26 protein-coding genes are annotated in these 25,961 nt (G+C 69.4%); 16 read left to right on the top strand and 10 right to left on the bottom strand.

Annotated features, from left to right (window positions below):
• Nucleotides 1-63: 63 nt before the first annotated feature.
• On the bottom strand, nt 64-558 hold the full coding sequence (ppa, locus tag JSQ98_RS06500) for an inorganic diphosphatase (RefSeq protein WP_211648870.1): 495 nt from the start codon (nt 556-558) through the stop codon (nt 64-66).
• A 99-nt stretch (nt 559-657) separates the two neighbouring features.
• Here ppa and tilS point away from each other — a divergent pair, with 99 nt between their 5' ends.
• From tilS to JSQ98_RS06430, 14 genes are all read left to right on the top strand, one after another.
• Nucleotides 658-1,758, top strand: a complete 1,101-nt coding sequence (gene tilS, locus JSQ98_RS06495; protein WP_211648868.1) for a tRNA lysidine(34) synthetase TilS — start codon at nt 658-660, stop codon at nt 1,756-1,758.
• A gap of 4 nt (nt 1,759-1,762) precedes the next feature.
• Nucleotides 1,763-2,320, top strand: coding sequence for a hypoxanthine phosphoribosyltransferase (hpt, locus tag JSQ98_RS06490; RefSeq protein ID WP_090151013.1), 558 nt, complete (start codon nt 1,763-1,765; stop codon nt 2,318-2,320).
• 141 nt (nt 2,321-2,461) lie between these two features.
• Complete coding sequence (gene ftsH, locus JSQ98_RS06485) at nt 2,462-4,582, top strand: ATP-dependent zinc metalloprotease FtsH (RefSeq protein ID WP_090151010.1); 2,121 nt, start codon at nt 2,462-2,464, stop codon at nt 4,580-4,582.
• A gap of 5 nt (nt 4,583-4,587) precedes the next feature.
• The gene (gene folE / locus JSQ98_RS06480; RefSeq protein ID WP_090151007.1) at nt 4,588-5,190 is read left to right on the top strand and encodes a GTP cyclohydrolase I FolE; all 603 of its coding nucleotides are present in this window, start codon (nt 4,588-4,590) and stop codon (nt 5,188-5,190) included.
• Nucleotides 5,187-6,485, top strand: a complete 1,299-nt coding sequence (folP, locus tag JSQ98_RS06475) for a dihydropteroate synthase (protein WP_346728728.1) — start codon at nt 5,187-5,189, stop codon at nt 6,483-6,485. The genes folE and folP overlap by 4 nt, the downstream gene beginning before the upstream one ends.
• Nucleotides 6,482-7,051: a 2-amino-4-hydroxy-6-hydroxymethyldihydropteridine diphosphokinase gene (gene folK / locus JSQ98_RS06470; RefSeq protein WP_211648867.1), complete on the top strand. Its 570-nt coding sequence runs from the start codon at nt 6,482-6,484 to the stop codon at nt 7,049-7,051. The genes folP and folK overlap by 4 nt, the downstream gene beginning before the upstream one ends.
• Nucleotides 7,038-7,553 carry a DUF3180 family protein gene (locus JSQ98_RS06465; RefSeq protein ID WP_090151001.1) on the top strand — a complete coding sequence of 172 codons (516 nt, stop codon included), beginning with the start codon at nt 7,038-7,040 and terminating at the stop codon, nt 7,551-7,553. Before folK ends, JSQ98_RS06465 begins: the two co-directional genes overlap by 14 nt.
• Before the next feature lie 24 nt (nt 7,554-7,577).
• Nucleotides 7,578-8,102: a PH domain-containing protein gene (locus JSQ98_RS06460; RefSeq protein WP_200331336.1), complete on the top strand. Its 525-nt coding sequence runs from the start codon at nt 7,578-7,580 to the stop codon at nt 8,100-8,102.
• Nucleotides 8,099-9,931 carry a PH domain-containing protein gene (locus JSQ98_RS06455; protein WP_346728727.1) on the top strand — a complete coding sequence of 611 codons (1,833 nt, stop codon included), beginning with the start codon at nt 8,099-8,101 and terminating at the stop codon, nt 9,929-9,931. Before JSQ98_RS06460 ends, JSQ98_RS06455 begins: the two co-directional genes overlap by 4 nt.
• Nucleotides 9,928-10,632, top strand: coding sequence for a DUF2520 domain-containing protein (locus JSQ98_RS06450; protein WP_090150998.1), 705 nt, complete (start codon nt 9,928-9,930; stop codon nt 10,630-10,632). The genes JSQ98_RS06455 and JSQ98_RS06450 overlap by 4 nt, the downstream gene beginning before the upstream one ends.
• Before the next feature lie 96 nt (nt 10,633-10,728).
• The gene (lysS, locus tag JSQ98_RS06445; protein ID WP_211648866.1) at nt 10,729-12,276 is read left to right on the top strand and encodes a lysine--tRNA ligase; all 1,548 of its coding nucleotides are present in this window, start codon (nt 10,729-10,731) and stop codon (nt 12,274-12,276) included.
• 56 nt (nt 12,277-12,332) lie between these two features.
• Entirely contained in the window at nt 12,333-12,512 is a 180-nt protein-coding gene (locus JSQ98_RS06440; protein WP_090150992.1) for a hypothetical protein, read from the top strand.
• Nucleotides 12,513-12,590: 78 nt separating this feature from the next.
• The gene (gene cls / locus JSQ98_RS06435; RefSeq protein ID WP_200331340.1) at nt 12,591-14,072 is read left to right on the top strand and encodes a cardiolipin synthase; all 1,482 of its coding nucleotides are present in this window, start codon (nt 12,591-12,593) and stop codon (nt 14,070-14,072) included.
• Between the two features lie 82 nt (nt 14,073-14,154).
• Nucleotides 14,155-14,511 carry a YbjQ family protein gene (locus JSQ98_RS06430; RefSeq protein WP_090151423.1) on the top strand — a complete coding sequence of 119 codons (357 nt, stop codon included), beginning with the start codon at nt 14,155-14,157 and terminating at the stop codon, nt 14,509-14,511.
• Nucleotides 14,512-14,541: 30 nt separating this feature from the next.
• Here JSQ98_RS06430 and JSQ98_RS06425 read toward each other — a convergent pair whose 3' ends face one another.
• The 9 genes from JSQ98_RS06425 to JSQ98_RS06385 form a co-directional block, all read right to left on the bottom strand.
• Nucleotides 14,542-15,186 carry a histidine phosphatase family protein gene (locus JSQ98_RS06425; RefSeq protein ID WP_200331342.1) on the bottom strand — a complete coding sequence of 215 codons (645 nt, stop codon included), beginning with the start codon at nt 15,184-15,186 and terminating at the stop codon, nt 14,542-14,544.
• A complete protein-coding gene (locus JSQ98_RS06420; protein ID WP_211648865.1) occupies nt 15,183-16,340 on the bottom strand; it encodes an ABC transporter ATP-binding protein in 1,158 nt (385 codons plus the stop codon). The genes JSQ98_RS06425 and JSQ98_RS06420 overlap by 4 nt, the downstream gene beginning before the upstream one ends.
• Before the next feature lie 8 nt (nt 16,341-16,348).
• Nucleotides 16,349-18,100: an ABC transporter permease gene (locus JSQ98_RS06415; protein ID WP_249290764.1), complete on the bottom strand. Its 1,752-nt coding sequence runs from the start codon at nt 18,098-18,100 to the stop codon at nt 16,349-16,351.
• Nucleotides 18,084-19,112 (bottom strand): ABC transporter substrate-binding protein, encoded by a 1,029-nt coding sequence (locus tag JSQ98_RS06410; protein ID WP_211648864.1) that lies wholly within the window; start codon nt 19,110-19,112, stop codon nt 18,084-18,086. The genes JSQ98_RS06415 and JSQ98_RS06410 overlap by 17 nt, the downstream gene beginning before the upstream one ends.
• Entirely contained in the window at nt 19,102-19,917 is an 816-nt protein-coding gene (locus tag JSQ98_RS06405) for a metallophosphoesterase family protein (RefSeq protein WP_090150978.1), read from the bottom strand. Before JSQ98_RS06405 ends, JSQ98_RS06410 begins: the two co-directional genes overlap by 11 nt.
• Entirely contained in the window at nt 19,914-20,618 is a 705-nt protein-coding gene (locus JSQ98_RS06400; protein WP_211648863.1) for a tyrosine-protein phosphatase, read from the bottom strand. Before JSQ98_RS06400 ends, JSQ98_RS06405 begins: the two co-directional genes overlap by 4 nt.
• Nucleotides 20,619-20,771: 153 nt before the next feature.
• A complete protein-coding gene (locus JSQ98_RS06395; protein WP_211648862.1) occupies nt 20,772-21,626 on the bottom strand; it encodes a MurR/RpiR family transcriptional regulator in 855 nt (284 codons plus the stop codon).
• 98 nt (nt 21,627-21,724) lie between these two features.
• Nucleotides 21,725-21,955, bottom strand: a complete 231-nt coding sequence (locus tag JSQ98_RS06390; RefSeq protein WP_211648861.1) for a helix-turn-helix domain-containing protein — start codon at nt 21,953-21,955, stop codon at nt 21,725-21,727.
• Nucleotides 21,952-22,641, bottom strand: coding sequence for a hypothetical protein (locus JSQ98_RS06385; RefSeq protein ID WP_211648860.1), 690 nt, complete (start codon nt 22,639-22,641; stop codon nt 21,952-21,954). Before JSQ98_RS06385 ends, JSQ98_RS06390 begins: the two co-directional genes overlap by 4 nt.
• A 160-nt stretch (nt 22,642-22,801) precedes the next feature.
• Here JSQ98_RS06385 and JSQ98_RS06380 point away from each other — a divergent pair, with 160 nt between their 5' ends.
• Nucleotides 22,802-25,327 carry an ATP-dependent Clp protease ATP-binding subunit gene (locus JSQ98_RS06380; RefSeq protein ID WP_211648858.1) on the top strand — a complete coding sequence of 842 codons (2,526 nt, stop codon included), beginning with the start codon at nt 22,802-22,804 and terminating at the stop codon, nt 25,325-25,327.
• Between the two features lie 107 nt (nt 25,328-25,434).
• The gene (locus JSQ98_RS06375; protein ID WP_090150960.1) at nt 25,435-25,953 is read left to right on the top strand and encodes an amino-acid N-acetyltransferase; all 519 of its coding nucleotides are present in this window, start codon (nt 25,435-25,437) and stop codon (nt 25,951-25,953) included.
• Nucleotides 25,954-25,961: the final 8 nt, after the last annotated feature.

Here is a 25,961-nt window from a genome sequence, read left to right as displayed (position 1 = left end):
GGCTCGGGATCGCTGTGATCCCGAGCCCCTCTCGTCGTGCGTCGGCGCGAGCGCGCCCGGAGGTCAGTGCCCTTCGGACGTGAGGCGATCCTGCGCCTCGACGATGAGCTGCTCGGCGTCTGCTGCGGAGCCCCACGCGTCGACCTTCACCCACTTGCCCGGCTCGAGGTCCTTGTAGTGCTCGAAGAAGTGCTCGATCTCCTTGCGGGTGTACTCAGGGATGTCGGCGACGTCCTGGATGTGCGCCCAGCGCGGATCCTTGTGCTGCACGGCGATGACCTTGTCGTCGCCGCCCGCCTCGTCGCTCATCTTGAGCACGCCGACGGGGCGCACCTTCACGCCGACGCCCGGGAACACCGGGAAGTCGAGCAGCACGAGCACGTCCAGCGGATCCCCGTCCTCGCCGAGGGTCTCCTCGAAGAACCCGTAGTCGGTGGGGTAGACGAACCCGGTGTAGAGCACGCGGTCGAGGTACACCCGACCGGTCTCGTGGTCGACCTCGTACTTGTTGCGGCTCCCCTTGGGGATCTCGATAACAGCGTCGAATGCTGCGGCCATGCGCGCTCCTCCGTGCTTTCTGTGAGCGGCCGCGAGCGGCCGAGTGTGCATATGCGGCTCCCAGGCTACCCGACCCCGCTCGCCGGGTACCGTTGAGGCATGCTGCAGACCGCGCTCCTCGCCACACGTCTCGCCGTCAGGGATGCGCTCCGGGCGGAGTTCGGGGGAGCTGGGTCGTCGAGCGCAGGCGTGCGGGGCCGGGTGCTCGTCGCAGTGTCGGGGGGTGCCGATTCGCTCGCACTCTCGGCCGCTGCGGCGTTCTCAGCGGTCCGCGAGGGCTTCACGGTGGCCGCGGTCGTCGTCGATCACGGCCTGCAGGCCGGTTCTGCTGACGTTGCGGATCGTGCCGCCGAGCAGGTTCGCTCCCTCGGGATCGACCCCGTGCTCGTGCGCCGCGCTGAGGTGTCGGCGTCGCGCTCACGACGATCCGGACCGGAGGCCTCTGCGCGTCATGCGCGCTACGCCGTGCTGGCGGAGTCCGCGCGGGAGGTCGGCGCCGTCGCGATCCTGACCGGTCACACTCGCGATGACCAGGCCGAGCAAGTGCTGCTCGGGATCGCCCGGGGCTCTGGGGCTCGGAGTCTCGCGGGCATCCCACCGCGTCGCGGCCTCGGCGACGGCATCGTCGTGCTGCGCCCGTTCGTCCGGGCCGAGCACGGAATCACCCGTGCGGTCACGGCGGCGGCGTGCCGGGAGGCGCAGCTCGAAGCGTGGCAGGATCCGCAGAACTCCGACCGCGCCTACACGCGCGTGCGCGTGCGCGGCGCCGTGCTTCCCCTGCTCGAGCGCGAACTCGGGCCCGGCGTCGCCGCGGCTCTCGCGCGCACGGCTGACCTCGCCAGGGAAGACGCGGAAGCCTTCGACGCGATGGTCGAGGAGCAGATCGAGGAGATCGTCGAGCACGCGGAGGCCGGGATCGCGGTCTCCGCAGGAGCGCTCGCGGCGAACCCTGCGGCGCTGCGTCACCGGATCATCCGGAGGGTGGCCGAAGCGGAGTTCGGCAGCGAGCTCAGTCGGGAGCACACCCTCGCGATCGCCGCCCTCGTCACGCACTGGCGCGGTCAGGGACCGATCGAGGCTCCCGGAATCACCGTCTCCCGCGTCGCCGGCCGCGTCGAGTTCACGAGGCGCGCGGGTTCGCCCCGCGGACCGGCCGCGAGCGCCCGTGTCGCAGACGGCGCCGCAGCAATGGAAGAATAGACCCATGGATGCGAAACATCTGGGCGATCAGCTCTCCGTCGTACTGCACACCGAAGCAGAGCTGCATCAGCGGCTCGCCGAACTCGCTCGTGAGATCGAGGCCGACTACGGCGACGAGCCGCCGCTGCTCGTCGGCGTGCTGAAAGGCGCCGTCATGGTGATGGCCGACCTCGCCCGCGAGCTCCGGTTCCACGCGCAGATGGACTGGATGGCGGTCTCGTCGTACGGCGCGAGCACGAAGTCGAGCGGCGTCGTGAAGATTCTGAAGGATCTCGACGCCGACATCACCGGGCGCGATGTGCTGATCGTCGAGGACATCATCGATTCGGGCCTCACGCTCTCCTGGCTCAAGGAGAACCTCGAGAGCCGCGGCGCCAAGTCGGTGCGCATCTGCACGATGCTGCGCAAGCCGGAAGCGCTCAAGGTGCAGGTCGACGTCGCCTACGTCGGCTTCGACATCCCGGTCGAGTTCGTCGTCGGGTACGGCCTCGACTACGCCGAGGACTACCGCAATCTCCGCGACGTCGCCGTGCTCGCGCCGCACGTCTACGGCGGCGAGTAACGTCCGCAGCACTGCAGCAGGGCCGGGGCGCCGAGTGCGCCGTGAGCGGACAAGCGCCCGCGGCTCAGACCGATGTCAGTGGCATTGGCTACGCTTACCGATGCTGGATCTCCCGGCACGCTCCTTCTGAAAGGTCCAGACTTGGCAGAGAATTCGACGAAGAGCACATCGAAGAGCCGTCGGCTCCTGCGCGGGCCGCTGCTCTATCTGATCCTCGCACCGATCATCGTGCTGCTCGGGTGGTCGCTGCTGTCGGGCGGAAGCACGCAGGAGGTGTCGACCGATCGCGGTCTCGAGATGCTCGCCGACGGCGACGCGAAGCACGCGGAGATCATCGACGGGGATCAGCGCGTCAATCTCGAACTCGAGAAGGCCGATAAGAAGACCGGATCGCAAGACGTCTACTTCTACTACGTCGCGCCCCGCGGTCTCGACATCGTCGAAGCCGTGAACGACGCGGATCTCAAGGACGGGTACACCGACCAGGTGCCGCAGCCCAGCCCGATCTGGTCGTTGCTGAGCTTCCTGCTCCCCCTGCTGCTCATCGGCCTGCTCATCTGGTGGATGCTCTCCTCCATGCAGGGCGGTGGCCGCGGGGTCATGCAGTTCGGCAAGTCGAAGGCGAAACTGGTCTCGAAGGAGACGCCGCAGGTCACGTTCGCCGATGTCGCCGGTGCCGATGAGGCCGTCGAGGAGCTGCACGAGATCAAGGACTTCCTGCAAGACGCCACCCGCTTCCAAGCCGTGGGGGCCCGCATCCCCAAGGGCGTGCTGCTCTACGGCCCTCCCGGAACCGGTAAGACGCTGCTCGCCAGAGCCGTCGCCGGCGAGGCAGGCGTGCCGTTCTACTCGATCTCGGGCTCCGACTTCGTCGAGATGTTCGTCGGCGTCGGCGCGAGCCGTGTGCGAGACCTCTTCAAGGAGGCGAAGGCGAACGCTCCCGCCATCATCTTCGTCGACGAGATCGACGCAGTCGGCCAGCGCCGCGGTCAGGGCATGGGCGGCGGCCACGACGAGCGCGAGCAGACGCTCAACCAGCTGCTCGTCGAGATGGACGGCTTCGACCCGAAGACGAACGTCATCATGATCGCGGCGACGAACCGTCCCGACATGCTCGACCCCGCGCTGCTGCGCCCGGGCCGCTTCGACCGGCAGGTCGGTGTCGACGCTCCCGATATGCCCGGGCGACTCAAGATCCTGCAGGTGCACGCCAAGGGCAAGCCGCTCTCGAAGAACGTCGATCTTGAGATCGTCGCCCGCAAGACGCCGGGCTTCTCGGGCGCCGACCTGGCCAACGTGCTGAATGAGGCGGCGCTGCTGACGGCGCGTTCGAACGCGCAGCTCATCGACAACCGCGCGCTCGACGAGGCCATCGATCGGTCGATCGCCGGGCCGCAGCGTCGCACGCGTCTCATGCGAGACCATGAGAAGCTCATCACCGCGTACCACGAGGGGGGCCACGCGCTCGTCGCGGCAGGCCTGAACCACACCGACCCCGTGACCAAGATCACGATCCTGCCCCGCGGCCGTGCACTGGGGTACACGATGGTCATCCCGCTCGAAGACAAGTACTCGGTCACGCGGAACGAGCTGCAGGATCAGCTCGCATACGCACTCGGCGGCCGGGTCGCCGAGGAGCTCGTCTTCCACGATCCGACCACCGGCGCCGGCAACGACATCGAGAAGGCGACGAGTACGGCGCGCAAGATGGTGACGGAGTACGGCATGTCTGCGACGGTCGGACCGGTGAAGCTCGGCCAGGGGCAGCCCGGCGCGTTCATGGGCGAGTTCGGGCAGAACCGCGACTACTCGGAGGGGGTCGCGATCACGATCGATGCCGAGGTGCGCGAGCTCATGGAACAGGCGCACAACGAGGCCTACGAGGTGCTCGTGCAGAACCGCGACATCCTCGACGCGCTCGCTCGCGAACTCCTCGAGAAGGAGACGCTCGACCACATCCAGATCGCCGAGATCTTCCAGGGAGTGCAGAAGCTCGCTCCGCGCCCCACCTGGTTGTCGCACGACGACCGTCCCGTCTCCGATCGACCGCCGATCGAGGTACCCGCCGCCGTGCGCACCGACGACCGCGCGGTCGGCGATCCCGAGCCGGGCGCTGCGCCCGGCCCCGATTCTCCCGCTGATTCGCCCGTGATCGCCATCGACCCGGCACCGGGTCTGCTTCCCCCGCAGACGACCGGCGACCCGGGGCAGCCCCCGCGCAACCTCGGCGTCGGCGGGGACGATCGCGACAGCACGAAGTAATCACCATGGGTGACACGGTGGATCGGGAGCGGATCGCTTCGGCGGTGCGCGAGCTCATCGGGGCTATCGGGGAGAATCCCGACAGCCCCGAGCTCGCGAGCACTCCCTTCCGTGTGGCGGACGCGTACGCCGAGTTCTTCGCGGGTGTCGGCCGCGACCCGTCGGTGCTGCTCTCCGACTCCGTCCCGGTCGGCGAAGACACCGGGGAGCTCGTCGTCGTACGCGACATCACCCTGCGTTCGATGTGCGAGCATCACCTGCTCCCGTTCCGCGGGCGAGCGCACATCGCCTACCGGCCGAACGAGCGCGTCGTCGGGTTGAGCGCCATCCCTCGCGTCGTCGAGATGCTCGCAGCGCGACCGCAGATGCAGGAGCGGCTCGGCGAGCAGATCGCGCAGACCCTCCACGACGGATTGGACCCGCATGGCGTGCTCGTCGTGCTCGAGGCGAGCCACGGATGCGTGGCCGACCGGGGCGTGCGGCAGAGCGAATCGACGATCATCACCGTGGCGTCTCGCGGGTCGCTCGCAGACGCGGCCGAGCAAGCCGCGGTCTTCGCCCTGCTGGGCCGAGCGCCTCTCGCTGGAGCAGAGAGCGGCGAGGCGTGACCGGCTCCGTCTCACGGGCGCGGCCGCGGGCGCGCGGGCGGGCACGTCCGACGGTGATGGGCGTGCTCAACGTGACCCCCGACTCGTTCAGCGACGGCGGATCGTATGCTGCGCACGATCTGGCGATCGAACGCGGCCTCGAACTCGTGGCCCAGGGCGCCGACGTGGTCGACGTGGGCGGTGAGTCGACGCGTCCGGGAGCGACGCCGGTGAGCAGCTCGGAGGAGCAGGCGCGCGTCCTCCCCGTGATCCGCGCCCTCGCCGAGGCCGGTGCCACGGTCTCGGTCGATACGCTGCACGCCGACACGGCAGCCGCTGCGGTCGCAGCGGGCGCGCGCTGGATCAACGACGTCTCGGGCGGCCTGCACGACCCCGCGATGCTCGCCGTCGCCGCCGACGCCAGCCGTCATCGATCAGTCGGATTCATCATCGGCCACTGGCGCGGCATCCCCGACCCCGCGCACCTGCGCTCCGAGTACGGGGACGTCGTGAGCGAGGTGGCGGACGCCCTCGCGGAGCGGGTCCGTGCCGCGATCGCGGCGGGGGTGAGCCCCGAACATCTCGTGCTCGATCCCGGACTCGGCTTCGACAAGACCGGAGATCAGGGCTGGCAGCTGCTCGCCGCGCTGGGGGAGCTCAACGCCGTGGGGTTCCCCGTGCTCGTCGGAGCGTCGCGCAAGCGCATGCTGGGGGAGGCCATCGCGGAGCTCGCGACGCCCCGACGTGAACCCGGCGAGATCAACCGCTCCCACGAGCGGGATCTCGCAACAGCCGTGGTCAGCGCGCTGGCTGCCGACGCCGGGGCCTGGGGCGTGCGCGTGCACGACGTCGTCGGCACGCGCCAGGCGCTCGCGGTGCAGGCGGCCTGGAGCGGGGCTCGCCGGCGCACGGCGGAGCCGGAGCGCACGAGCGGCCCTCAGGAAGACCGGATCACCCTCACCGGCCTCGAAGTGTTCGCCCACCACGGGGTCTTCGACTTCGAGCGCGAGCAGGGCCAGCGCTTCATCATCGACGCCGACGTGCAGGTGAGCCTCGCTGGCGCTGCCGCCGACGATGCGCTCGCGCGGACCGTGCACTACGGGGAACTCGCCGACGCGATCGCCGCCGCCGTCGGCGGAGACCCGGTCGACCTGATCGAGACGGTCGCCGAGCGGGCCGCGACGGTCGCACTCGGGTTCGCCGGCGTGCGCCGCGCGCGCATCACCGTGCACAAACCGGATGCCCCGATCGCGCAGACCTTCTCAGACGTCTCGGTCACCATCGTGCGTCATGCTGCGGAGAGGGCCCCGCTGTGATCGCCCAGGTCGTTCCCGTGCTCTTCGCCTTCGGCGCGAACCTCGGGGATCGCGGAGAGACCATCCGCTCAGCGCAGCGCGCACTCGCCGCGACTCCGGGCATCGAGCGGTTCGAGGCCTCTGCGCTGCGCGAGACGATCGCGCTGACGGCGTCGGGGCCAGATCCCGATGCTCCCCGCTACGTCAACGGCGTCGCCACCGCACGGACGACACTCGACCCCCATGCGCTGCTTGATGCCATGCAGGCGATCGAGACGACGCACGGCCGCGTTCGCGACATCCGCTGGGGTGACCGGACGCTCGACATCGACCTCGTGCTGTTCGGCGGGCGCGTGATATCGGATGACCGGCTGCAGGTGCCCCATCCCCGCGCGCACGAGCGAGATTTCGTGCTCGCCCCCTGGCTCGATCTCGACCCCGACGCGGTGCTCATGGGCCACGGCCGCGTTGCGGACCTGCTCGCGCGGATCGGCGATACCACCGTGCCCCTGAGCCATGACGACCACGCGAATGCCGGCTCGAAGGTCGTGCCGGGCAGATCGGGAGGGCTCGATGCGCAAGGTTGAGCGCAGCAACCCGCTCGTCACGCTCGCGGTCGCCGCGATGGGCGCAGCCGTCGGACTGGTGGTGCAGTTCGCCCTGTCGAGCCGCGGGCACGCCCCGCTCTCCCCGCCGCTCTCGCTGCCCGCCTCCCTGGTGCTGGTCGCGGGGGTGCTGCTCGTCTTCGGCCTGCGCCTGCGTCGCCAGATCCGCAAGCAGCCCGGAGCGATCGATCCGTTCCACGCCGTCCGGCTGCTCGTGACGGCGCGAGCCGGGCAGATCGTGGGGGCGCTCTTCGGCGGGTTCGGGGCCGGGCTGCTGCTCTCGCTGACCGGTCGGAGCGTGGCCGCCACGGCTGCGACGTGGGTGCCGATGATGCTCGTCGTCATCGCCGGTGCGGTGCTGCTCGGGTGCGCCGCGATCGTCGAGCACTGGTGCCGCGTGCCGCCGGGCGATGAGACGGACGAGGACGGCGGGCTCGATCCCGAGCGAGGACCGGCGGACCCGGCGGTGTACCGAGACCGCTGATCGGCCTGGGCCTAAGCTGGTGCCATGACTACGGGTGATGTCGAGGTAACGGAGTCCGCAGCCGGGTGGCAGACGGAGCGGGTCGACTGGAAGCGCGTCTCGCCGTCGTACGCGTGGGCGGATCTCGCGGTGAACCTGCTGTTCGTCATCGCGCTGGCCGCCGTCTTCGCGGTGATCTTCGTGTCGACCGGTGGCGACGCGCCGCTCTTCCTGCGCATCGGTCTCCCGGCGCTGATCCTGATCTTCCTGATCAACGCGATCTTCGCGTTCCGACGCGTGCGCGCGATCGGATACGTGCTGCGCGACGACGATCTGCTCTTCCGCCGCGGCATCATGTTCGAGCGCGTCATCGCCGTGCCGTACGGACGCCTGCAATTGGTCGACGTCACTCGCGGTCCGCTGCTGCGGGCACTCGGACTGGCGACGCTCAAGTTCGTCACCGCCTCGGCCGCGACCGGAGTCAATCTGCCCGGTCTGCGCCACGAAGACGCCGAGCAGCTGCGCGACCGCCTCGTTGAGCTCGCCGAGGCGCGGAGGTCGGGCCTGTGACCGTCGACCCCGAAGTCGACGCCCAACTGCCCGGCTCCTCCGACGCCGAGGGCTGGCGGCGCATGCATCCGCTGTCGCCGCTCCTTCGCGGCGGGCTCGCGCTGCTCGTGATCGCCGGCATCATCGTCGCGAACTTCCGAGATCACTTCGTGCAGTTCTTCTTCGCGAACAACCTCGATGACGGGGATGCGTCCGTCGACGTCTCCGGCGATCGCGACCTGGTCGACCTGTACGAGTTCCTGGTCGCCGAGGGGCTGCTGCTCGCCGTGCTCGGCGGCCTCGTGCTGATCCTCCTGCTGATCGTGCTGTTCTCCTGGCTGGCGTGGCGGTTCGCCACGTACCGCATCACGGAGGCCGCCGTTGAAGTGCGGAACGGGGTGCTGTTCCGCTCGCATCGACGCGCCCCGCTCGAGCGCATCCAGAGCGTGAATCTGCAGCGATCCCTCTTGGCCCGCGCGCTCGGCCTCACGAAGATCGAGGTCGTCACCGCGGGGCAGGGGGGCAAGGTCGAACTGTCGTTCCTCGGCCATCGAGACGCGAAAACCGTGCGCGAGCAGATTCTGCAGGTGTCAGGATCGCGTCGACGCGGCGGTGCCGCAGGTCAGCGCGCCGTCGCCGACGTGTCAGGCCCGGCGCCCGTCGGATTGGACGGAACGGTCTACTCGACCCCCGGTGACGCGCTCACCGCCCGCGCGCATGACTTCGTCGACGCCGACATCGACCCGGAGGCGATCGAAGCGCAGACGCTGGTGAAAGTGCCCGTCGGTCGGCTCGCGGCGAGTATCGCGCTCGGGTGGGAGGCGATCATCCTCGTGGTGCTCATCGCCGGCATCGTCATCGGCGGCGCCGTGCTCGAAGCCTTCTTGATCTTCGGCGTCATCCCGCTGCTGATCGTGATGGCGAGCGTCATGTTCGGGCAGTTCAACAAGGGCTTCAATTTCACGCTCTCGCGCACCGACGACGCGGTGCGCACCGGTTCCGGCCTCACGTCGACCATCACCGAGTCGATCCCGTTCGGGCGCATCCACGCGGTGGAAGCGCGGCAGCCGCTGCTCTGGCGCCCGCTCGGTTGGTGGAAGGTGCGCATCACCACGGCGGGCCACTCCGTCGCGCAGGGCGGGCAGAACGCGACCCAGAACGTCGTGCTGCCCGTCGGGCGAGAGGCCGACGTGCTCCGGGTGATCGAGACACTGCTCCCCGGCACCGGGACGGAGGCCGACGAGATCGCGACCCTGCGCGACGGACTGATCGGCCCGGCCGACGGGTACGTGCGCGGAGGCCGACGCTCGGCAGCCGTGCTGCTCTGGGGTCGTCGGCGCGCCGGCCTCCGCATCGAAGACACCGGCGGTGACGACGCGACGCTGCGCATTCGGCGCGGCGTGCTGACGCGCTCGTTCGCGATCATGCCCATCCTCCGCGCGCAATCGATCCAGCTGCGACGGCCGCTCGTGCATCGCATGCTCGGCCTCGCATCGATCTCGGCGCACACGGTGCTCGGGCCCGTGCGCATGGAGATGCGCGGGCTCGAACTCGGCGCCGCCCGCCGACTCTTCGACGAGCTCGCAGCGCTCGTGCTCCGCGTGCAGGGCGCCGAAGCCCAGCGCATCCTCGAGGCGCGCGCTCCGCTGGCCGAGCCGATGCCCGCCGAGCCGATGCCCGCCGAGCCGGTGCCCGCCGAGCCGGTGCTGGCCGAGCCGGTGCCCGCCGAGTCCGCGCTGCCGGAGCCCGTATCGCCGGAGCCTGTATCGCCCGAGCCCGTATCGCCCGAGTCGCCCCGCGCCCCGCGCCACGGCCACGGGCTCACGAGTGGACGGGCGCACGAGGCGTGAGCGCGGGTGCAGCCGCGTCCAGGCTCGGCATCGGCGTCGTCGGCGCCGGCCGCGTCGGGCCCGTACTCGCCCGGGCGCTCGCAGGAGCCGGGCACGCGATCGTCGGCATCACGGCGCTCGGAGTCGACGGGCGGGAGCGCGCGGAGGCGATGCTGCCCGGAGTGCCGGTGCTCGACGTCGCCGAGGTCGTACGGCGCTCAGAACTCGTGCTGTTCGCCGTGCCGGGCAGCGAACTTCCCGACCTGGTCACCGGGCTCGCCGCGACCGGCGCCTGGCAGCCCGGGCAGCTCGCGATCCACACCGCGCCCGAGCACGGGTACGGCGTGTTCGCGCCGGCGCTCGCCGCCGGGGTGATTCCACTCGCCCTCCACCCGGCGATGGTGTTCACGGGGACCAGTCTCGACCTCACGCGACTCGCCGAGGCGACGGTGGCCGTCACCGCCCCTGCGCCGGTGCTGCCCATCGGGCAGGCGCTCGCCGTCGAGATGGGCGCCGAGCCCGTCATCGTAGCCGAGGAGGATCGCGCGGCCTACGCCGAAGCCGTGAGTGCGGCGAGCGAGTTCTCCCGCGCGATCGTGCGGCAGAACATCGACGCCCTCCGGGCGCTCGGGATCGAGCGCCCGGGCCAGATCGTCGCCGGGATCGTGCGTGCCGCGGTCGAGGAGGAGCTGATCGCGGGGGAGCCCGATCCCGAACTGTGACTCGAGGGCCCCGGCAATCGCCGTGGGCCAGCCGACGCAGCAGGCGGAAGCTAGGATGGGTCGGTACGCCGACACGATCCGGAGGACCCCGCCCCTATGAGCGAGCAGACCGCAGCACCCGCAGATAGCGCCCCGGAGGCGACCGCCGAAGAGATCTTCGAGCAGAAGCGGGTGCGACTCGAGAAGCGCGACCGGCTGAACGCCGACGCGGACCTCGCGGGCGGAGCCTATCCCGTCGCGCTGCCGGTGACCACCACGATTCCGGCGGTCCGCGCCCAGTACGGTCACCTGGAGGAGACGCCCGATACGGCCTCCGGCGAGCGCGTGGGCCTGGCGGGGCGCATCGTGTTCCAGCGCAACACGGGCAAGCTCTGCTTCGCCTCGCTGCAGGCCGGCGACGGCACGCGCATCCAGGCGATGGTGAGCCTCGCCGAGGTGGGCGAGGAATCGCTCGCACGCTACAAGGAGCTCACCGACCTCGGCGACCACCTGTTCGTGAGCGGCGAGGTCATCTCGAGCCGCCGCGGCGAGCTGTCGATCAGGGTGAGCGACTGGGCCATCGCCGCGAAGGCGATCGCGCCGCTGCCGAACATGTACGCCGAGCTCAACGAGGAGACGCGCATCCGTCAGCGCTACCTCGATCTGATCCAGCGGGAGCAGGCCCGCATCAACGTCGTCACCCGTGCGCGCACCATGGCCAGCCTGCGCAGCACGTTCGCGGAGCGCGACTTCATCGAGGTCGAGACGCCGATGCTGCAGACGATGCACGGCGGCGCTTCGGCCCGTCCGTTCGTCACGAAGTCGAACGCCTTCGACACCGAGCTCTACCTGCGCATCGCGCCCGAACTGTACCTCAAGCGCGCGGCCGTCGGCGGCCTCGAGCGCGTCTTCGAGATCAACCGCAACTTCCGCAACGAGGGCGCCGACTCGACGCACAGCCCCGAATTCGCGATGCTCGAGGCGTACGAGGCGTACTCCGACTACAACGGCATCGCTGATCTCACGCAGTTGCTCGTGCAGAACGCGGCCCTCGCGGCCAACGCGGGAACGGAGCGCGAGGGCACCCATGTGGTGCGCTGGGCCGACGGGACGCTGTTCGACCTCGGCGGCGACTGGGAGCGCATCTCGATGTACGGCACGCTCTCGGAGGCCGCCGGCCGCGAGATCACGCCGGAGACGAGCGTCGGCGATCTGCAGGCGCTCGCCGATGCCGAGGGCGTCGAGGTGCACCTGCCCAACCACGGCAAGCTCGTCGAAGAACTGTGGGAGCACTTCGTGAAGGACGGACTGACCCGTCCCACCTTCGTCATGGACTTCCCGGTCGAGACGAGCCCCCTCACCCGGCACCACCGCTCGATCCCCGGCCTCGTCGAGAAATGGGATCTCTACGTGCGCGGCTTCGAGCTCGCGACCGGGTACTCGGAGCTCGTCGACCCCGTGGTGCAGCGCGAGCGCTTCACGCAGCAGGCGGCGGAGGCGGCGCGCGGCGACGACGAGGCGATGCCGATCGACGAGGACTTCCTGCGCGCGCTCGAGCACGGCATGCCTCCGTCGGGCGGCATGGGCATGGGCATGGATCGACTGCTCATGGCGCTCACGGGCCTCGGGATCCGGGAGACGATCCTCTTCCCGCTCGTCAAGTAAGCACCTTCCGAGCTCCCCAGGTTTCCGCGCGGGAGCGCACGTACACTGGGGGAACTATGGACAATTGGTGGTTGAACGCGATCTGGTCGCTGACTCCGACCGTGCTGATCGGCATCTTCTTCTGGCTGGTGCTGCGGCTGATCCTGCGCGCCGATCGCACGGAGCGCCAGGCGTACCAGCGCATCGAGGCCGAGGAGCGCGCGAAAGCCGGACTGCCCGCTCGAGACGAGGCCTGAGCGCCGACGGTTCCCCGCTACAGTGGACGTACGCGCACTCGCGCAATCATGGCACTGAGGTGACGCGGAGGGAGCCAGATGGAATTCGACTGGTTCGGACTGGATTGGCCCGTCGTCTGGGCCTGGTTCGTGCTCGTCGTCGACAATCTGATTCGTCTCGTCGCCATCTTCGTCGTCCCGCGCAATCGGCGCCCCACCGCCGGCATGGCCTGGCTCATGGCGATCTTCGCCCTGCCGGTGCCCGGTCTGCTGCTCTTCCTGGTCATCGGGAGCAAGCGGCTTCCTCGTGCACGCGAGCGGAAGCAGGAGGCGATCAATCACTTCGTCGCCCAGATCGCCGACCAGGAGGAAGCCGAACTCATCACGCCACCGGAACGGATGCTTCCGGGGCTCGACAGTGTGGTGAAGCTCGGCCGTGAGCTCGGAGCGCAGCCGATGCTGCAGGGCAATACGGCGTCGCTCTGCATCGACTACGAGGAATCGTTCGCTCGGATGGCCGAGGCCATTCGCGCCGCGAAAGCGTACGTGCACGTCGAGTTCTACATCTTGGTGCACGACGAGACCACGAACGACGTCTTCGCCGCCCTGCGCGAGGCCGTGGCCCGCGGGGTGACGGTACGCGTACTGCTCGACCACATCTCGGCCGTGCGGAATCCCGGCTCGAAGCGCACAGCGCAGAGTCTGACCGACATGGGCGCCCAGTGGTCGTACATGCTGCCGGTGCGGCCGTGGCGCGGCGAGTATCAGCGCCCCGACCTGCGCAACCACCGCAAGCTCATCGTCATCGACGGCTCCGTCGGCTTCATGGGATCGCAGAACCTCGTCGACTCCAGCTACAACAAGCGGTCGAATCGGCGGCGCGGTCTGCACTGGAAAGACCTCATGGTGCGGGTCGAAGGGCCCATCGTGCTCGGACTCGAAGCGGTGTTCCAAGGCGACTGGTACCTCGAAACCGGCGAGTACCTGACGAACCTCACCGACGAGGCGGTCAACGTACAGCAGCCCGGCGACCTCGACTGCCAGATCGTGCCGAGCGGCCCGGGATACGCAGGCGAGAACAACCTGCAGGTCTTCGTCGCCCTCATGTACTCGGCGCAGCGTCGCATCAGCATCACGAGCCCGTACTTCGTTCCGGACGGCTCCATCATGAACGCCGTGCGCGCCGCGACGGCTCGCGGGGTCGAGGTCGAGCTCTTCGTCTCGGAGGTCGGCGACCAGGCGATGGTGTACCACGCCCAGCGCTCCTACTACGAGGAGCTGCTGCGCGCCGGGGTGCGCATCATGATGTTCCGCCCGCCGTACATCCTCCACTCGAAGCACTTCACCGTCGACGAGGAGGTCGCGGTCGTCGGATCGTCGAACATGGATCAGCGATCCTTCGGGCTCAACATGGAGATCTCGATGGTGGTGCACGGAGCGGAATTCGTGCGCGATCTCGACGGCGTCACCGATTACTACCGCGAGAACTCGCGCGAGCTGACCCTCGAGGAGTGGGAGAAGCAGTCACTGCCCTCGCAGCTGCTCGACGGCATCGCGCGACTCACCTCGGCGCTGCAGTAGCCTCGCCGCGAGCGGCGAGGGTCTACGCTGAACTCAGCTGCGCCGGCGGGTGCGAGCAGAGTCGTACGAGGGGAATCAGATCATGTTCGCAGTGACCACCAACGACGTACCGGGATACCGGATCACCCAGGTGCTCGGGGAGGTGATGGGGCTCACCGTGCGTTCGGCGAACTTCGGGCAGAACTTCACCGCGGGCTTCCGGGCACTGGGCGGCGGCGAGATGCCCGAGTACACGAAGGTGATCTACGAATCGCGCTGGGAAGTGATGCACCGCATGTGGGCGGAGGCCCAGTCCCGCGGAGGGAATGCGGTGGTGGCGATGCGGTTCGACTCAGGCGCGATCGGCAACTTCACCGAGTTCTGCGCGTACGGCACGGCCGTCGTCATCGAACCGCTCGCTCCGCAGGCGCCCGCGACGCCGCAGAACCCGGCGCAGTAGTCGGGGAAGCGCGACCAGACGGGCTCGGCGTCAGAACGCGTGCTGCTCGGCTGGGGTGCCGAGGCGGCGGATCGCGATCCGCGGCCCGTTCCGCGTCTCGTCGACCGGGAACGGGATCTCGTGGGCTGCCGGTGCATCCCTCGCGGCCGCCGGTGAGATCAGCCAGGCCTCGCCGTTGAGAATGCGCGGGGCTTCCGTTCCGCTCAGCGCTGTCAGGGCGGAGCGGATGAGCGCTCCGTGGGCCACGACGATCGACCCGGGGGCCTCGCGCAGGATCCGCCCGAACGCTGACGCTCCGCGTTCCGCGAGCGCCGCGAGAGCCTCCGCGTCGGGGACGTCGAGGCCGGGCCACCGGGCGCTGGCATCGGTGACGAGCATCCCCTCGGCCGAACCGAAGTCGCGCTCGATGACGTCATCCGCGATCTCCGCCTGCGGCAGCTCGAGCCGGTCGGAGATGATGCGAGCGGTTTCGGCGGCGCGACTGAGCGGGGACGCGATGACGCGCCGCCACGGCCCTGCATCATGCAGCAGCTCGGCGATCTCACCGGCCTGGCTGCGGCCGCGCTCGTTCAGCGGGATATCCGTGCGGCCCTGGATGCGGCGACCGATGTTCCAGTCGGTCTCGCCGTGCCGAACGATGACGATGGATGCGGCGCGAGATTCAGGGGTGCTCATACTCCCACGCTAACCGGTCGAGGTCGTGCTGCGCCCGCGACGGAGGAACCGGCTGACGGTTCGGAGACCACTCGCCCGTGCGACTCGGTCGTCGGGCTGCGGAAGGCGGTCGCCCGTTCGATCTCCACGCGCACACGGGTGCCAGCAGCGCAACGCACGCCGTGCGCACGCGAGCGGATCGAGAGCCCCTGCCAGTCGATCACGAGGTCGTCGCCGCCTCGGCCGAAGAGCGACGAGGTGACGGTCGCGGGGCCCGATGGGTCTGGAATCGCGCGCACGTGCTCGGGCGAGACGGCGAGTTCCACTGCAGCGCCACCGTTTCGCCCCTGGCCGTCGAGTCGTGTCCCGTCCACACGCTCGAACGGCAGCGCGAGCGGGTGCTGATCAGCGCGGAACCCGGCGTGGTCGAGCACTCCCGGCACGATCGCCGCATCGGAGACGAACCCCGCGACGAAGGCCGACGCGGGGCGCTCGACCAGCTCAGCGGGGGTCGCCACTTGCTGGACTCGGCCGCCGTCGACGACGACCACCCGATCGGCGAGCGCGAGCGCCTCGCTCCGGTCGTGGGTGACGTGCAGCACGGTCAGGCCGAGCTCGCGGGTGAGCGCGCGGAGTTCGAGCCGGAGGCGATCGCGCAGCGGCTCGTCGAGTGCGGAGAGCGCCTCGTCGAGGAGCAGCACGCGCGGGCGCGCGACGATTGCTCGGGCGATCGCGACGCGCTGCCGCTGGCCGCCGGAGAGCGTGGCGGGGTTGCGCCGCTCGGCGCCGGGGAGACCCACGAGATCGAGTGCCTCTGCGACGCGGCGGCGGCGCTCCGCTCGCGAGACGCCGCCCCGGCGCAAGGGGTACTCGATGTTGCGGCCGACGTTCCAGTGCGGCCAGACCGCGTGCTGCTGGAACACCATGCCGAGCCCGCGCCGCTCGGGCTCCAGGCTCCGGCTCGGCGAAGCCACCACGGTATCGCCGATGCGCACGGTTCCGGCGGTCGGGGCGATGAAGCCGGCGACCGTGCGCAGCAGGGTCGTCTTGCCGGAGCCCGACGGGCCGACGAGGGCCACGAACTCGCCGTCGCCGATGCGGAGATCGACGTCGGCGAGCCCGAGATGGCCCCCGGGGTAGGAGAGACTGACCGATTCGAGTGCGACGGAAGACACGAGCGTTCCTAACGTGGGGTGCGGGCGGTGAGGCCGAGACCGGCGAGTCCGACGAGTGCGACGATGAGCGAGAGCGCGGACGAGGCGTTGTAGGCGCCTGCCTGCTGCAGGTTGAAGATGACGACGCCGAGCGTCTGGGAGCCGGGCGAGAGCAGGAGTACGGAGAGCGTGAGCTCGCGCACAGCGGTGAGCCCGACGAGAACCGCCCCCGAGATCGCTGCGGGAACGGCCATGCGGCACGAGATGTCCCAGAGCGCCCGCAGCCGGGTGGCGCCCGAGATGCGGGCTGCCTCCTCCGCAGTCGTCGGGGTCGCGGAGAGCGGGGCGTGCACGGATTGCACGACCAGGGCGAGGAACGACGTCAGATAGGCGCAGAGGATCAGCCATGGCGTGTTGGAGAGGCCGATCTTCGGTGCGATCACGAGCCAGGCGACAGCGATGACGAGTCCGGGGATCGCCTGCGGCAGGAGCGACAGACCGAGCAGCGCGGGGTTGCTCCGAGCGCGCGTGCGGGTCACGAACGTGCCGATCCCGAGTCCCAGCACTCCGCAGATGATGGCGGCGAGTGTCGCCAGCATCAGTGAGTTGCCGATACCGGTGAGTGTGCCCGATGCCGACAGGGCCCGTTCGAAGCTCGCGAGTGTGACCGTCTCGAGCGTGAGCGGCACCCCGGGCGCTGGCAAGAGGGATTGGATGGCGAGCGTGATGAGCGGCAGCACGGTGACCGCGAGCACTGCGATGGCGGTGAGCGCGCCGACCGGCACCCTGGCGCGTCCGAGCGGGAGCCGGGCCGGTGCTCCGGCTTGCGCGTCGAGCTCGACCCGTGTGCGCGTGCGCAGCAGATCGACGACGACACCGAGCAGCGCGATGACGAGCAGTACGAACCCGATGGCCGAGACCACCGCGAGGGGGTCGTCGACGGTGCCCGACTGCAGGTAGCGGTAGACGAGGGTGGAGAGCGTGACGTAGCGCTCGGGCAGACCGATGATGGAGGGGATGCCGAAATCGGCGAGATTCGATACGGCGATGAGTGTGAACGAGGAGAGCATGGCGGGTCGCAGCAGCGGCGTCGTGACCTCCCAGAGCGCGCGCGGCGCGGAGGAGCCGGCGATGCGCGCCGCCTGCTCCAGGTCCGCGGGAATGCGCCGCAGTGCAGCTGTCACGATCATCATCGCGATCGGGTAGCTGTGGAGGGTGAGGAGGAAGATCACGCCGTCGCCGCCGTAGAGATTCCAGAGCGGTGCGCCGAACCGCTGCGTCCAGAACGTGTTCACCGCTGCCGAGGGGCCGAGCAGGCTGAGCCAGGCGATCGCCCCGACGAACGGCGGCATGAGCATCGGGCTGAGTGCGAGCAGGCGGAGCGCGCGACGGCCGGGCAGGTCGGTGCGTTCGAGCAGCACGGCGAGCGCGCTGCCGATGACCACGGCGAGCACGGCTGAGACGGCGGCGGAGACGAGCGAGTTGCCGGCGGCTCCGAGCACGTCGGGATCGCCGAGGGCCGTCCATCCGCCGCCGGTCGCGGCGAGGACGACGATCGCGATGATCGGTACGAGGATGAGGGCGGCGACCGCGCACCACAGGGCGATGCGCACCGCGCGGAGGCCGTCGAGCGAGAACCGGGACCTCGACGGATCGGTGGCGCGATCCCGGCCGGTCCCGCGGGCGTCCCCGGCACCTCGGACGTCCCCGGCACCGCGGGCCCGACCGTGATCGGTCGAGCCCGCGAGCGGCCGCGAGAGCGTGTTACTGGAAGAGGCCATTGAAAGTCTCGACGGCGTCGGCCTGCGACGCGCGGATCGTCTCGAGGTCGGGGGTGAGCAGTGTGATGTCGGCAGTTGCGGGCGCGCCTTCCGGGCTCTCGACGTCATCGCGGATCGGGAGGTACGACTGCGATGCTGCGATCTCCTGCCCCTCCTTGCTGATGAGGAAGTCGACGAGCAACTGGGAGGCCTCTGGCTCCGCGGTATCGGCGAAGATGCCGACCGGCTGCGACACGAAGGGCACGCCCTCCTCGGGGTAGACCGCCTCGATGGGCGAACCCGCGGCGGCGAGGTCCCGCACGAGGGAGTCGACGACGATCCCGACCGGGCTGCTGCCGTCGGCGACGGCTTGCGAGACGGGGCCGTTGCTCTCCGCGATCAGGGGCTGGTTGGCGGCGAGCCCCTCGAGCCAGGTCATGCCCAGGTCGTCGTTGTCGAGCCACACGGCGGCGTTGTACGCAGCGGCGCCCGAGACGTCGGGGTTCGGCATCGCGATCTTCCCCGCGTACTCGGGGTCGGTGAGATCCTGCCACGAGTCGGGGGCCTCGGTGATGACGTTCGTGTTGATCGCGACGACGGTCGGCAGCACTCGCGTGCCGACGTAGAAGTGCTCGGGATCGACGAGATCCTGATTGATGGCCGCGGCTTCGGGGGATTCGTACTCGAGGAGCAGGTCGCGCTCGGCGTAGTCCTCGAACGTGCCGGCGTCGGCCGCCAGCAGCAGGTCGGCGCCGATGTCGCCCGACTTCTCCTCGGCTGCGATACGAGCGGTGAGATCTCCGGTGCCGGCGCGGAAGACGTCGACGGTGATCTCCGGGTGCTGCTCGGTGAACGCCGCGACGATCGCGTCGATCTTCTCCTGCGGCTCCGAGGTGTACAGGGTGATCGTCGACGCATCGGGGGTGCCGGCATCGCCGGAGTCGGTTGCGTCCGCCGAAGCGGCGCATCCGGTGAGTGCGAGGGCCGACAGGGCGAACGCGGCGATGACGCCGGTGGAACGATTACGAGACATGGGTCGCTTTCTGTGCAGAGCGGGTGATGGATTGGGTGAAGAGGGGCTCGGGTGAGTGCAGCGCGATGGTGGAAGCGCTCACTCCCTCGCTCGTGAACTGGACGAGCGAGAACATGGGGGAGTCGTGCCCGGCGACGGCGTCGGGGCCGGCGTTCATCACCTGGTGGTAGGCGAGAGAGGGGCCGACGAAGATGGGAATGCCGTGCATCGATGCCGTGAGGCCGTGGTGGAAATGCCCGGCGAGGATCGCACGGACGTCGCTGCCGTCGAGCACGTGGAGCAGCTCCTCCGCGTTGCGGAGGCCCTGGCGGCGGAGCGCCGGCAGCGGTGAGCCGAGCGGCGCGTGGTGCAGCGCGACGACCGTGCCGCGTTCCGCCGGTGCAGCGAGCTCGGAGGCGAGCCACTCGAGTTGATCGGCGTCGATGCGGCCGGTGCGCGAGTCGAGGCGGACCACGCGGACGCCGTCGACGAGGTGGGCGCCGAAGTGCGCGCGCGCGTGGCCGGGAAGTGCGTGCGCGGCGATGGGGTCGTCGTGGTTGCCGAGCACGGTGAGCACCGGTGCGGCCAGGCGATCCTGCAGGCGATCGCACGCCCGTGCCACCGCGGCGTAGGCGCCGGCGTTGCCGCGTTCGATGAGGTCGCCGGTGATGACGACCGCCTCCGGCGTGATGCCGGTCGCGAGCGCGTAATCGCCCACCCGTTCGAGCCGACCCAGGCCGTCGACCGCGTCGTAGAGCAGACCGCTCTCCGTGGCGTGGAGGTCGCTCACGTGGAGCACCGTGAACCGGCCGGTGCGGCGGCTCATGCGACTGATCCGGAGGCGATGGCGGCGTGCGCGTCCGCCCGATCGGCGAGGGCGGCCACATGGCCGGACGTCGCGCCGTGCGTGCGGAGATACTGGGCGACCCCTCCCAGCTCATCCACGATGTCGAGTGCCGACTCGAGGGCCTCCGCGGGGCTGTCGAGGTGGAGTCGCTCCGACGCGGCGCGCGCCGCAGCTGAGAGCGTGACGCCCGAGAGCTGCGCGGCGGCGATCGCCTCCCGCTGCGGGCGCACGGTCTCGCCCGACACTGCGTAGTCAGCCACGACTTCGGCACGCGCGTCTCCCGCGGCGAGTCTCGCCAGTGCGACGACGAGTCCGGTGCGGTCCTTCCCGGCTGTGCAGTGCACGACCGCGGTTCCCGGGTGCTCGGCGATGGCGATGACAGCGGCGGTGAGTCGTGAGCCGCGATCGCGGACGAGCCCCGCGTAGACGGATTCGAGCGTTCCCGAGCTGGGCGGCGCTGCGCCGTAGAGCGGCACGGAGCGCACGGGGATCGTGTGCGTGCGCCCCGCCTGCTCCGATTCCTCGCGCAGGTCGATGACGAGGTCGACGCCGACGTCTCGGAGGCCGCGCTCGCCGTCGGAGGTGAGTGCATCGAGGCCGGCCGAGCGCACGAGCCAGGGGCGACGGCGGTGACCGATGCCTCGTGCGTTGTAACTGCCGTCGAGTGAAATGTCGTGCACTGCTCTGTTCTCCTGCCGGTGTCGCCCGTTACATCGGGCGTGAAATGCGGTTACATGAGCAGCATCGCCGGGCAGGGTGTCGCGGTGGTGAACGGGTGGGGACGCGCAGCTGTCGAACTGGAGAAGGGTGCGAAAATCCCAGATCAGACAGATTTACTGCTGAGAGTCGACGAGGGCGTCAGCGACGACCTCGCGCATATCGAGCGCGTCGGTGCTCGATCGCAGGCCCGCGACCTCCGTGACGAGCGCCTGCAACAGCACGGAGTGGCCGAGTCGGCTGAAGAAGGGATCGACCGCGTGCTGGGTGCCGACTGCGCCGGTCGAGAGCGCGACGTCCGAGAGCTCGACCAGGGGGGCTCTCGGATAGCTGCAGAGCGACACGATTCGCGCACCGCGCTTGCGCGCGGCGCGCACCGTCGCCAGTGTGTGCGCGTTCGCCCCGGAATGGCTGAGTGCGAAACAGACGTCAGCATCGGTGAGGCTGTGAGCGGCGAACTGCTGAGCGAGGATGTCGAGCGGCGCTTCCACCGGGCGGCCGACCGTGGCGAGGCGCATGGCGGCGTCTTGCAGTGGTGGAGCGGAGAACCCGTTGGCGGCGCACACGACGCGCGAGGCGCGCGCGAGCAGCGCGGCGGCCTCGGCGAGGGCGGTGCGGTCGATCGAAGCCCGCCCGACGAGCAGTGCGGCTCGCGCGCTCTCGAAGACCTGGTCCACGGCGTCTCCCGGGGTGTGCTCCTCGGTGCCGGAGGCGGGCATCTCCCGTGCCAGTTCGAGGCGCAGATGCTGGAACCCGCGGAATCCGAGCCGCTGGCAGGCTCTGATGACGGTGGCGGTCGATGTTCCGGCCGCCGCGGCGAGCTCCTGCGTCGACCACTGCGGGACGTCGGCGGGGCGATCGAGGATCACTCGGGCGACCGCGCCCTCGCTCTGCCCGAGGGTCGCGGCGAACGCGCGGATCAGGGCGAGCGCAGACGCGGGTGCTGCTGGGGAGAGCGAGGGCGACGACATGCGTTCACGGTAAGCGGCACGGGTGAACGCGGAGTGTCGAGCCAGTGGACTGCGCGGGTCCGCCTCCGGGCTGCACGGGCTCTGGCTCCGACGTCGCGCTACTCGGAGACGACGAGCAGGTCGCCCACCTCGCAGTCGAGCGCACGGCAGATCGCGGTGAGCGTCGAGAAGCGGATCGCTCGCGCGCGATCATTCTTCAGCACGGAGAGGTTCACGAGGCTCACCCCGACCATCTCGCTCACCTGCGTGAGGGTGAGACCCCGCTCTGCGAGCAGCTCGTCGAGCCGGCAATGGATCGCGTGCCCCTCGTCGGGGTCGACGGGAGTCATACGAGGCCCTCGGTCTCGCGCTCGAGGCGCATCGCGCGTCGGATTGCGATGTCGATCAGTCCGAGGGCGGAGATCCCGAAGAGGATGATCACGTACCATCCCCACCACGCCAGAGTTCCGGTGTCTGTGGCACGGACGTCGAGTGCTGCGGCTACCCCGTTCGCCGCGAAGTGCCGGAACGCATACGCCGCAAGCGCTCCGCCGACGCCGCTCCACATGGCTGCGCTGAATGCTCGGCTCACGGCGGGCGTGAAGAACTCGCCGCGCAGCACACTCCGCGTCAGTCGCGCCGTGCAGGCGATCACGACCAGGGCGGCAATGGCCGCGAGCACGATCGAGATCGCCAGGCACACCGTCGAGACCGGGTTGACATCGGGCACGATCACGTCGATCCGCGTCGCGATCCCGGAGATGGGGTCCGCTGCGATCGGTCCGTCTGTGCCGTACTCCGTCACCCCCTCCGCGGTGATCTCCCGCGGTTGGATCGGAAGGGTCCACGCGATGCCACCGGGGACGAAGCGACGCCGGAACTCGGCGATCGCGAGCGCGACGACGGCGATCGCGGCGAGTGAGCACATGACGAGTACGCCGATGGCGTCCGAGCGGATCCTGCGCGGAGTGAACTCGCCTCGGGAGGGTGGGCGCTGGGAGCTGCGACGCTGACATGGCGCCTCCTTATCGTTCATCGTTATTATCGGTGATCGATAAGCTACGGGATGCGGGGCTCGGCCGTCAACCGCCCGTCACGCCTGCGGCGAACACGGCCCCGCGATACGGGATCACCACGTAGCCTGTTTCCATCGGCGGCGCCTTTCCCGTGCTACAGGCGTCGCAAGGAGGTAGGAGATGTTCGAGAGATTCACTGATCGTGCTCGCCGGGTTGTGGTGCTCGCCCAGGAAGAGGCGAAGATGCTCAACCACAATTACATCGGTACTGAGCACATTCTGCTGGGCCTGATCCACGAGGGCGAGGGCGTTGCAGCGAAGGCGCTCGAGCAGCTCGAGATCTCGCTCGACGCAGTGCGTGCGCAGGTCACCGACATCATCGGCACCGGGCAGCAGCCGCCGGCGGGTCACATCCCGTTCACGCCACGCGCCAAGAAGGTGCTCGAGCTGAGCCTGCGCGAAGCGCTGCAGCTGGGCCACAACTACATCGGCACCGAGCACATCCTGCTCGGCCTGATCCGCGAAGGCGAAGGCGTCGCCGCGCAGGTGCTCGTGAAGCTCGGCGCCGATCTCAACCGCGTGCGCCAGACCGTGATCCAGCTGCTCTCCGGCTACCAGGCCGGCAAGGAGAGCGCGACCGTGGGTGCGCCGGAGTCGGGCGGCGAGTCCAAGGGCTCGCAGGTGCTCGATCAGTTCGGCCGCAATCTCACGCAAGCGGCCCGCGAGGGCAGGCTCGACCCCGTGATCGGTCGTGAGAAGGAAGTCGAGCGGGTCATGCAGATCCTCTCGCGCCGCACCAAGAACAACCCGGTGCTGATCGGCGAGCCCGGCGTCGGCAAGACCGCCGTCGTCGAGGGTCTCGCGCAGGCGATCATCAAGGGCGAGGTGCCCGAGACGCTCAAGGACAAGCAGGTCTACGTGCTCGACCTCGGCTCCATGATCGCGGGCAGCCGCTACCGCGGCGACTTCGAGGAACGCCTGAAGAAGGTCACCAAGGAGATCCGCAACCGCGGCGACATCATCATCTTCATCGATGAGATTCACACGCTCGTGGGTGCCGGTGCGGCAGAAGGCGCGATCGACGCGGCCAACATTCTGAAGCCGATGCTCGCGCGCGGTGAGCTCCAGACGATCGGCGCCACCACGCTCGACGAGTACCGCAAGCACTTCGAGAAGGACGCAGCGCTCGAGCGCCGCTTCCAGTCGATCCAGGTCGCGGAGCCGTCGCTCCCGCACTCGATCAACATCTTGAAGGGCCTCCGCGACCGTTACGAGGCGCACCACAAGGTCTCCATCACCGACGGCGCCATCGTCGCCGCGGTGAATCTCGCCGATCGGTACGTGCAGGATCGCTTCCTGCCCGACAAAGCCATCGACCTGATCGACGAGGCCGGCGCACGCCTCCGCCTGTCGATCCTGTCGAGCCCGCCGGAGCTGCGGGAGTTCGACGAGAAGATCGCCGTCGTCCGTGCTGAGAAGGAGCAGGCGATCGAGGGTCAGGACTTCGAAGCCGCCGCCAACAAGCGCGACGAGGAGAAGAAGCTGATCGCCGAGCGACTGCGCCTCGAGAAGCAGTGGCGTTCGGGCGACGTGGCCACCCAGGCCGAGGTCGACGAGGGACTGATCGCCGAGGTGCTCGCTCAGGCGACCGGCATCCCGGTCTTCAAGCTGACCGAGGAGGAGACCTCGCGGCTCCGCTTCATGGAAGACGCGCTCCACCAGCGCGTCATCGGCCAGAACGAGGCCATCTCGGCACTCGCGAAGACGATCCGTCGCCAGCGCGCGGGCCTCAAGGATCCGAAGCGCCCCTCCGGCTCGTTCATCTTCGCCGGCCCGACGGGCGTCGGCAAGACGGAGCTCGCGAAGGCGCTCGCCGAGTTCCTGTTCGATGACGAGGATGCGCTGATCTCGCTCGACATGTCGGAGTACGGCGAGAAGCACACCGTTTCGCGTCTCTTCGGTGCCCCTCCGGGGTTCGTCGGGTTCGAAGAGGGCGGCCAGCTCACCGAGAAGGTGCGCCGCAAGCCGTTCTCCGTCGTGCTCTTCGATGAGATCGAGAAGGCTCACCCCGACATCTTCAACTCGCTGTTGCAGATTCTCGAAGAGGGTCGCCTCACCGACGGTCAGGGTCGCGTGATCGACTTCAAGAACACCGTCATCATCATGACGACGAACCTCGGATCGACCGCGATCGCTGGCGGACCGGTGGGCTTCCAGCTCGAGGGCGACTCGTCGGTCGGGTACGACATGATGAAGGGCAAGGTGAACGAGGAGCTCAAGAAGCACTTCAAGCCGGAGTTCCTGAACCGTGTCGACGACACGATCGTGTTCCCGCAGCTCACCAAGCCGGAGCTGCTGCAGATCGTCGATCTGTTCGTGAAGCAGCTGAAGGATCGCCTGCTTGATCGCGACATGCACATCGAGATCACGGTCGCGGCGCGCGAGCGCCTCTCCGAGGTGGGCTACGACCCGACGCTCGGTGCGCGTCCGCTGCGCCGCGCGATGCAGCGGGAGATCGAGGATCGCCTCTCGGAGCGCATCCTGAGCGCCGAGTTGCTGGCGGGCGACCTCGTGAAGGTCGACTTCGTCGACGGCGAGTTCACCTTCGCCACCGAGCCGCGCGCGGATCGGGATGCGGGAGCCGCCTCGGCTTCGGCCGCGGCCGCCGTGGCTTCGACCGCCGCAACTCCCGGCATCGGTGAGTAACGCACTCCGCGCAGAAGGGCCCGCTGCTCACGCAGCGGGCCCTTCTGCGTATGCGGGCGCGCACGCCGCGAGGCGGGGCGCGGGCACCCCGGGCGTAGACTGGAACGATGAGCGCCGCACCTGAGATCAGCATCCGCAGCGCGCGCACGGGAGACGTGCCGCAGATGGTCGCACTGATGGAGCCGCTCGTCGCGAGACGCATTCTTCTCGGCAAGGACCTCGTCGATCTCTACGCCGCCGTGCCCGAGTTCCTGGTCGCGGTCGACGTCGACGACGCCGTCGTGGGGTACGGAGCCGTGCACGTCATGTGGGAGCAGCTGGGCGAAGTGCGCACGCTCGGGGTGGCCGAAGCGCTGCTCGGGCGGGGGGTGGGGCATCTCCTGCTCACCGCGCTCGAAGAACGAGCACGCTCCCTCGGACTCGCGCAGCTCTTCTGCCTCACGTTCGAAACCGAGTTCTTCGGCAAGCACGGCTTCGAGCGCATGAGCGAAGACACCGAGCTCATCGCCGCCGAGGTGTACGCCGAGCTGCTGCGCTCGAGCGATGAGGGCGTCGCGGAGTTCCTGGACCTGGCGAGGGTGAAACCGAACACGCTGGGCAACACGCGCATGCTGAAGCACCTGTAGGGCGCGAA

The organism is Leucobacter manosquensis (assembly GCF_018304845.1).
Classification (GTDB): Bacteria; Actinomycetota; Actinomycetes; order Actinomycetales; family Microbacteriaceae; genus Leucobacter; species Leucobacter alluvii.
This window is presented reverse-complemented; position numbering and strand designations above follow the sequence as displayed.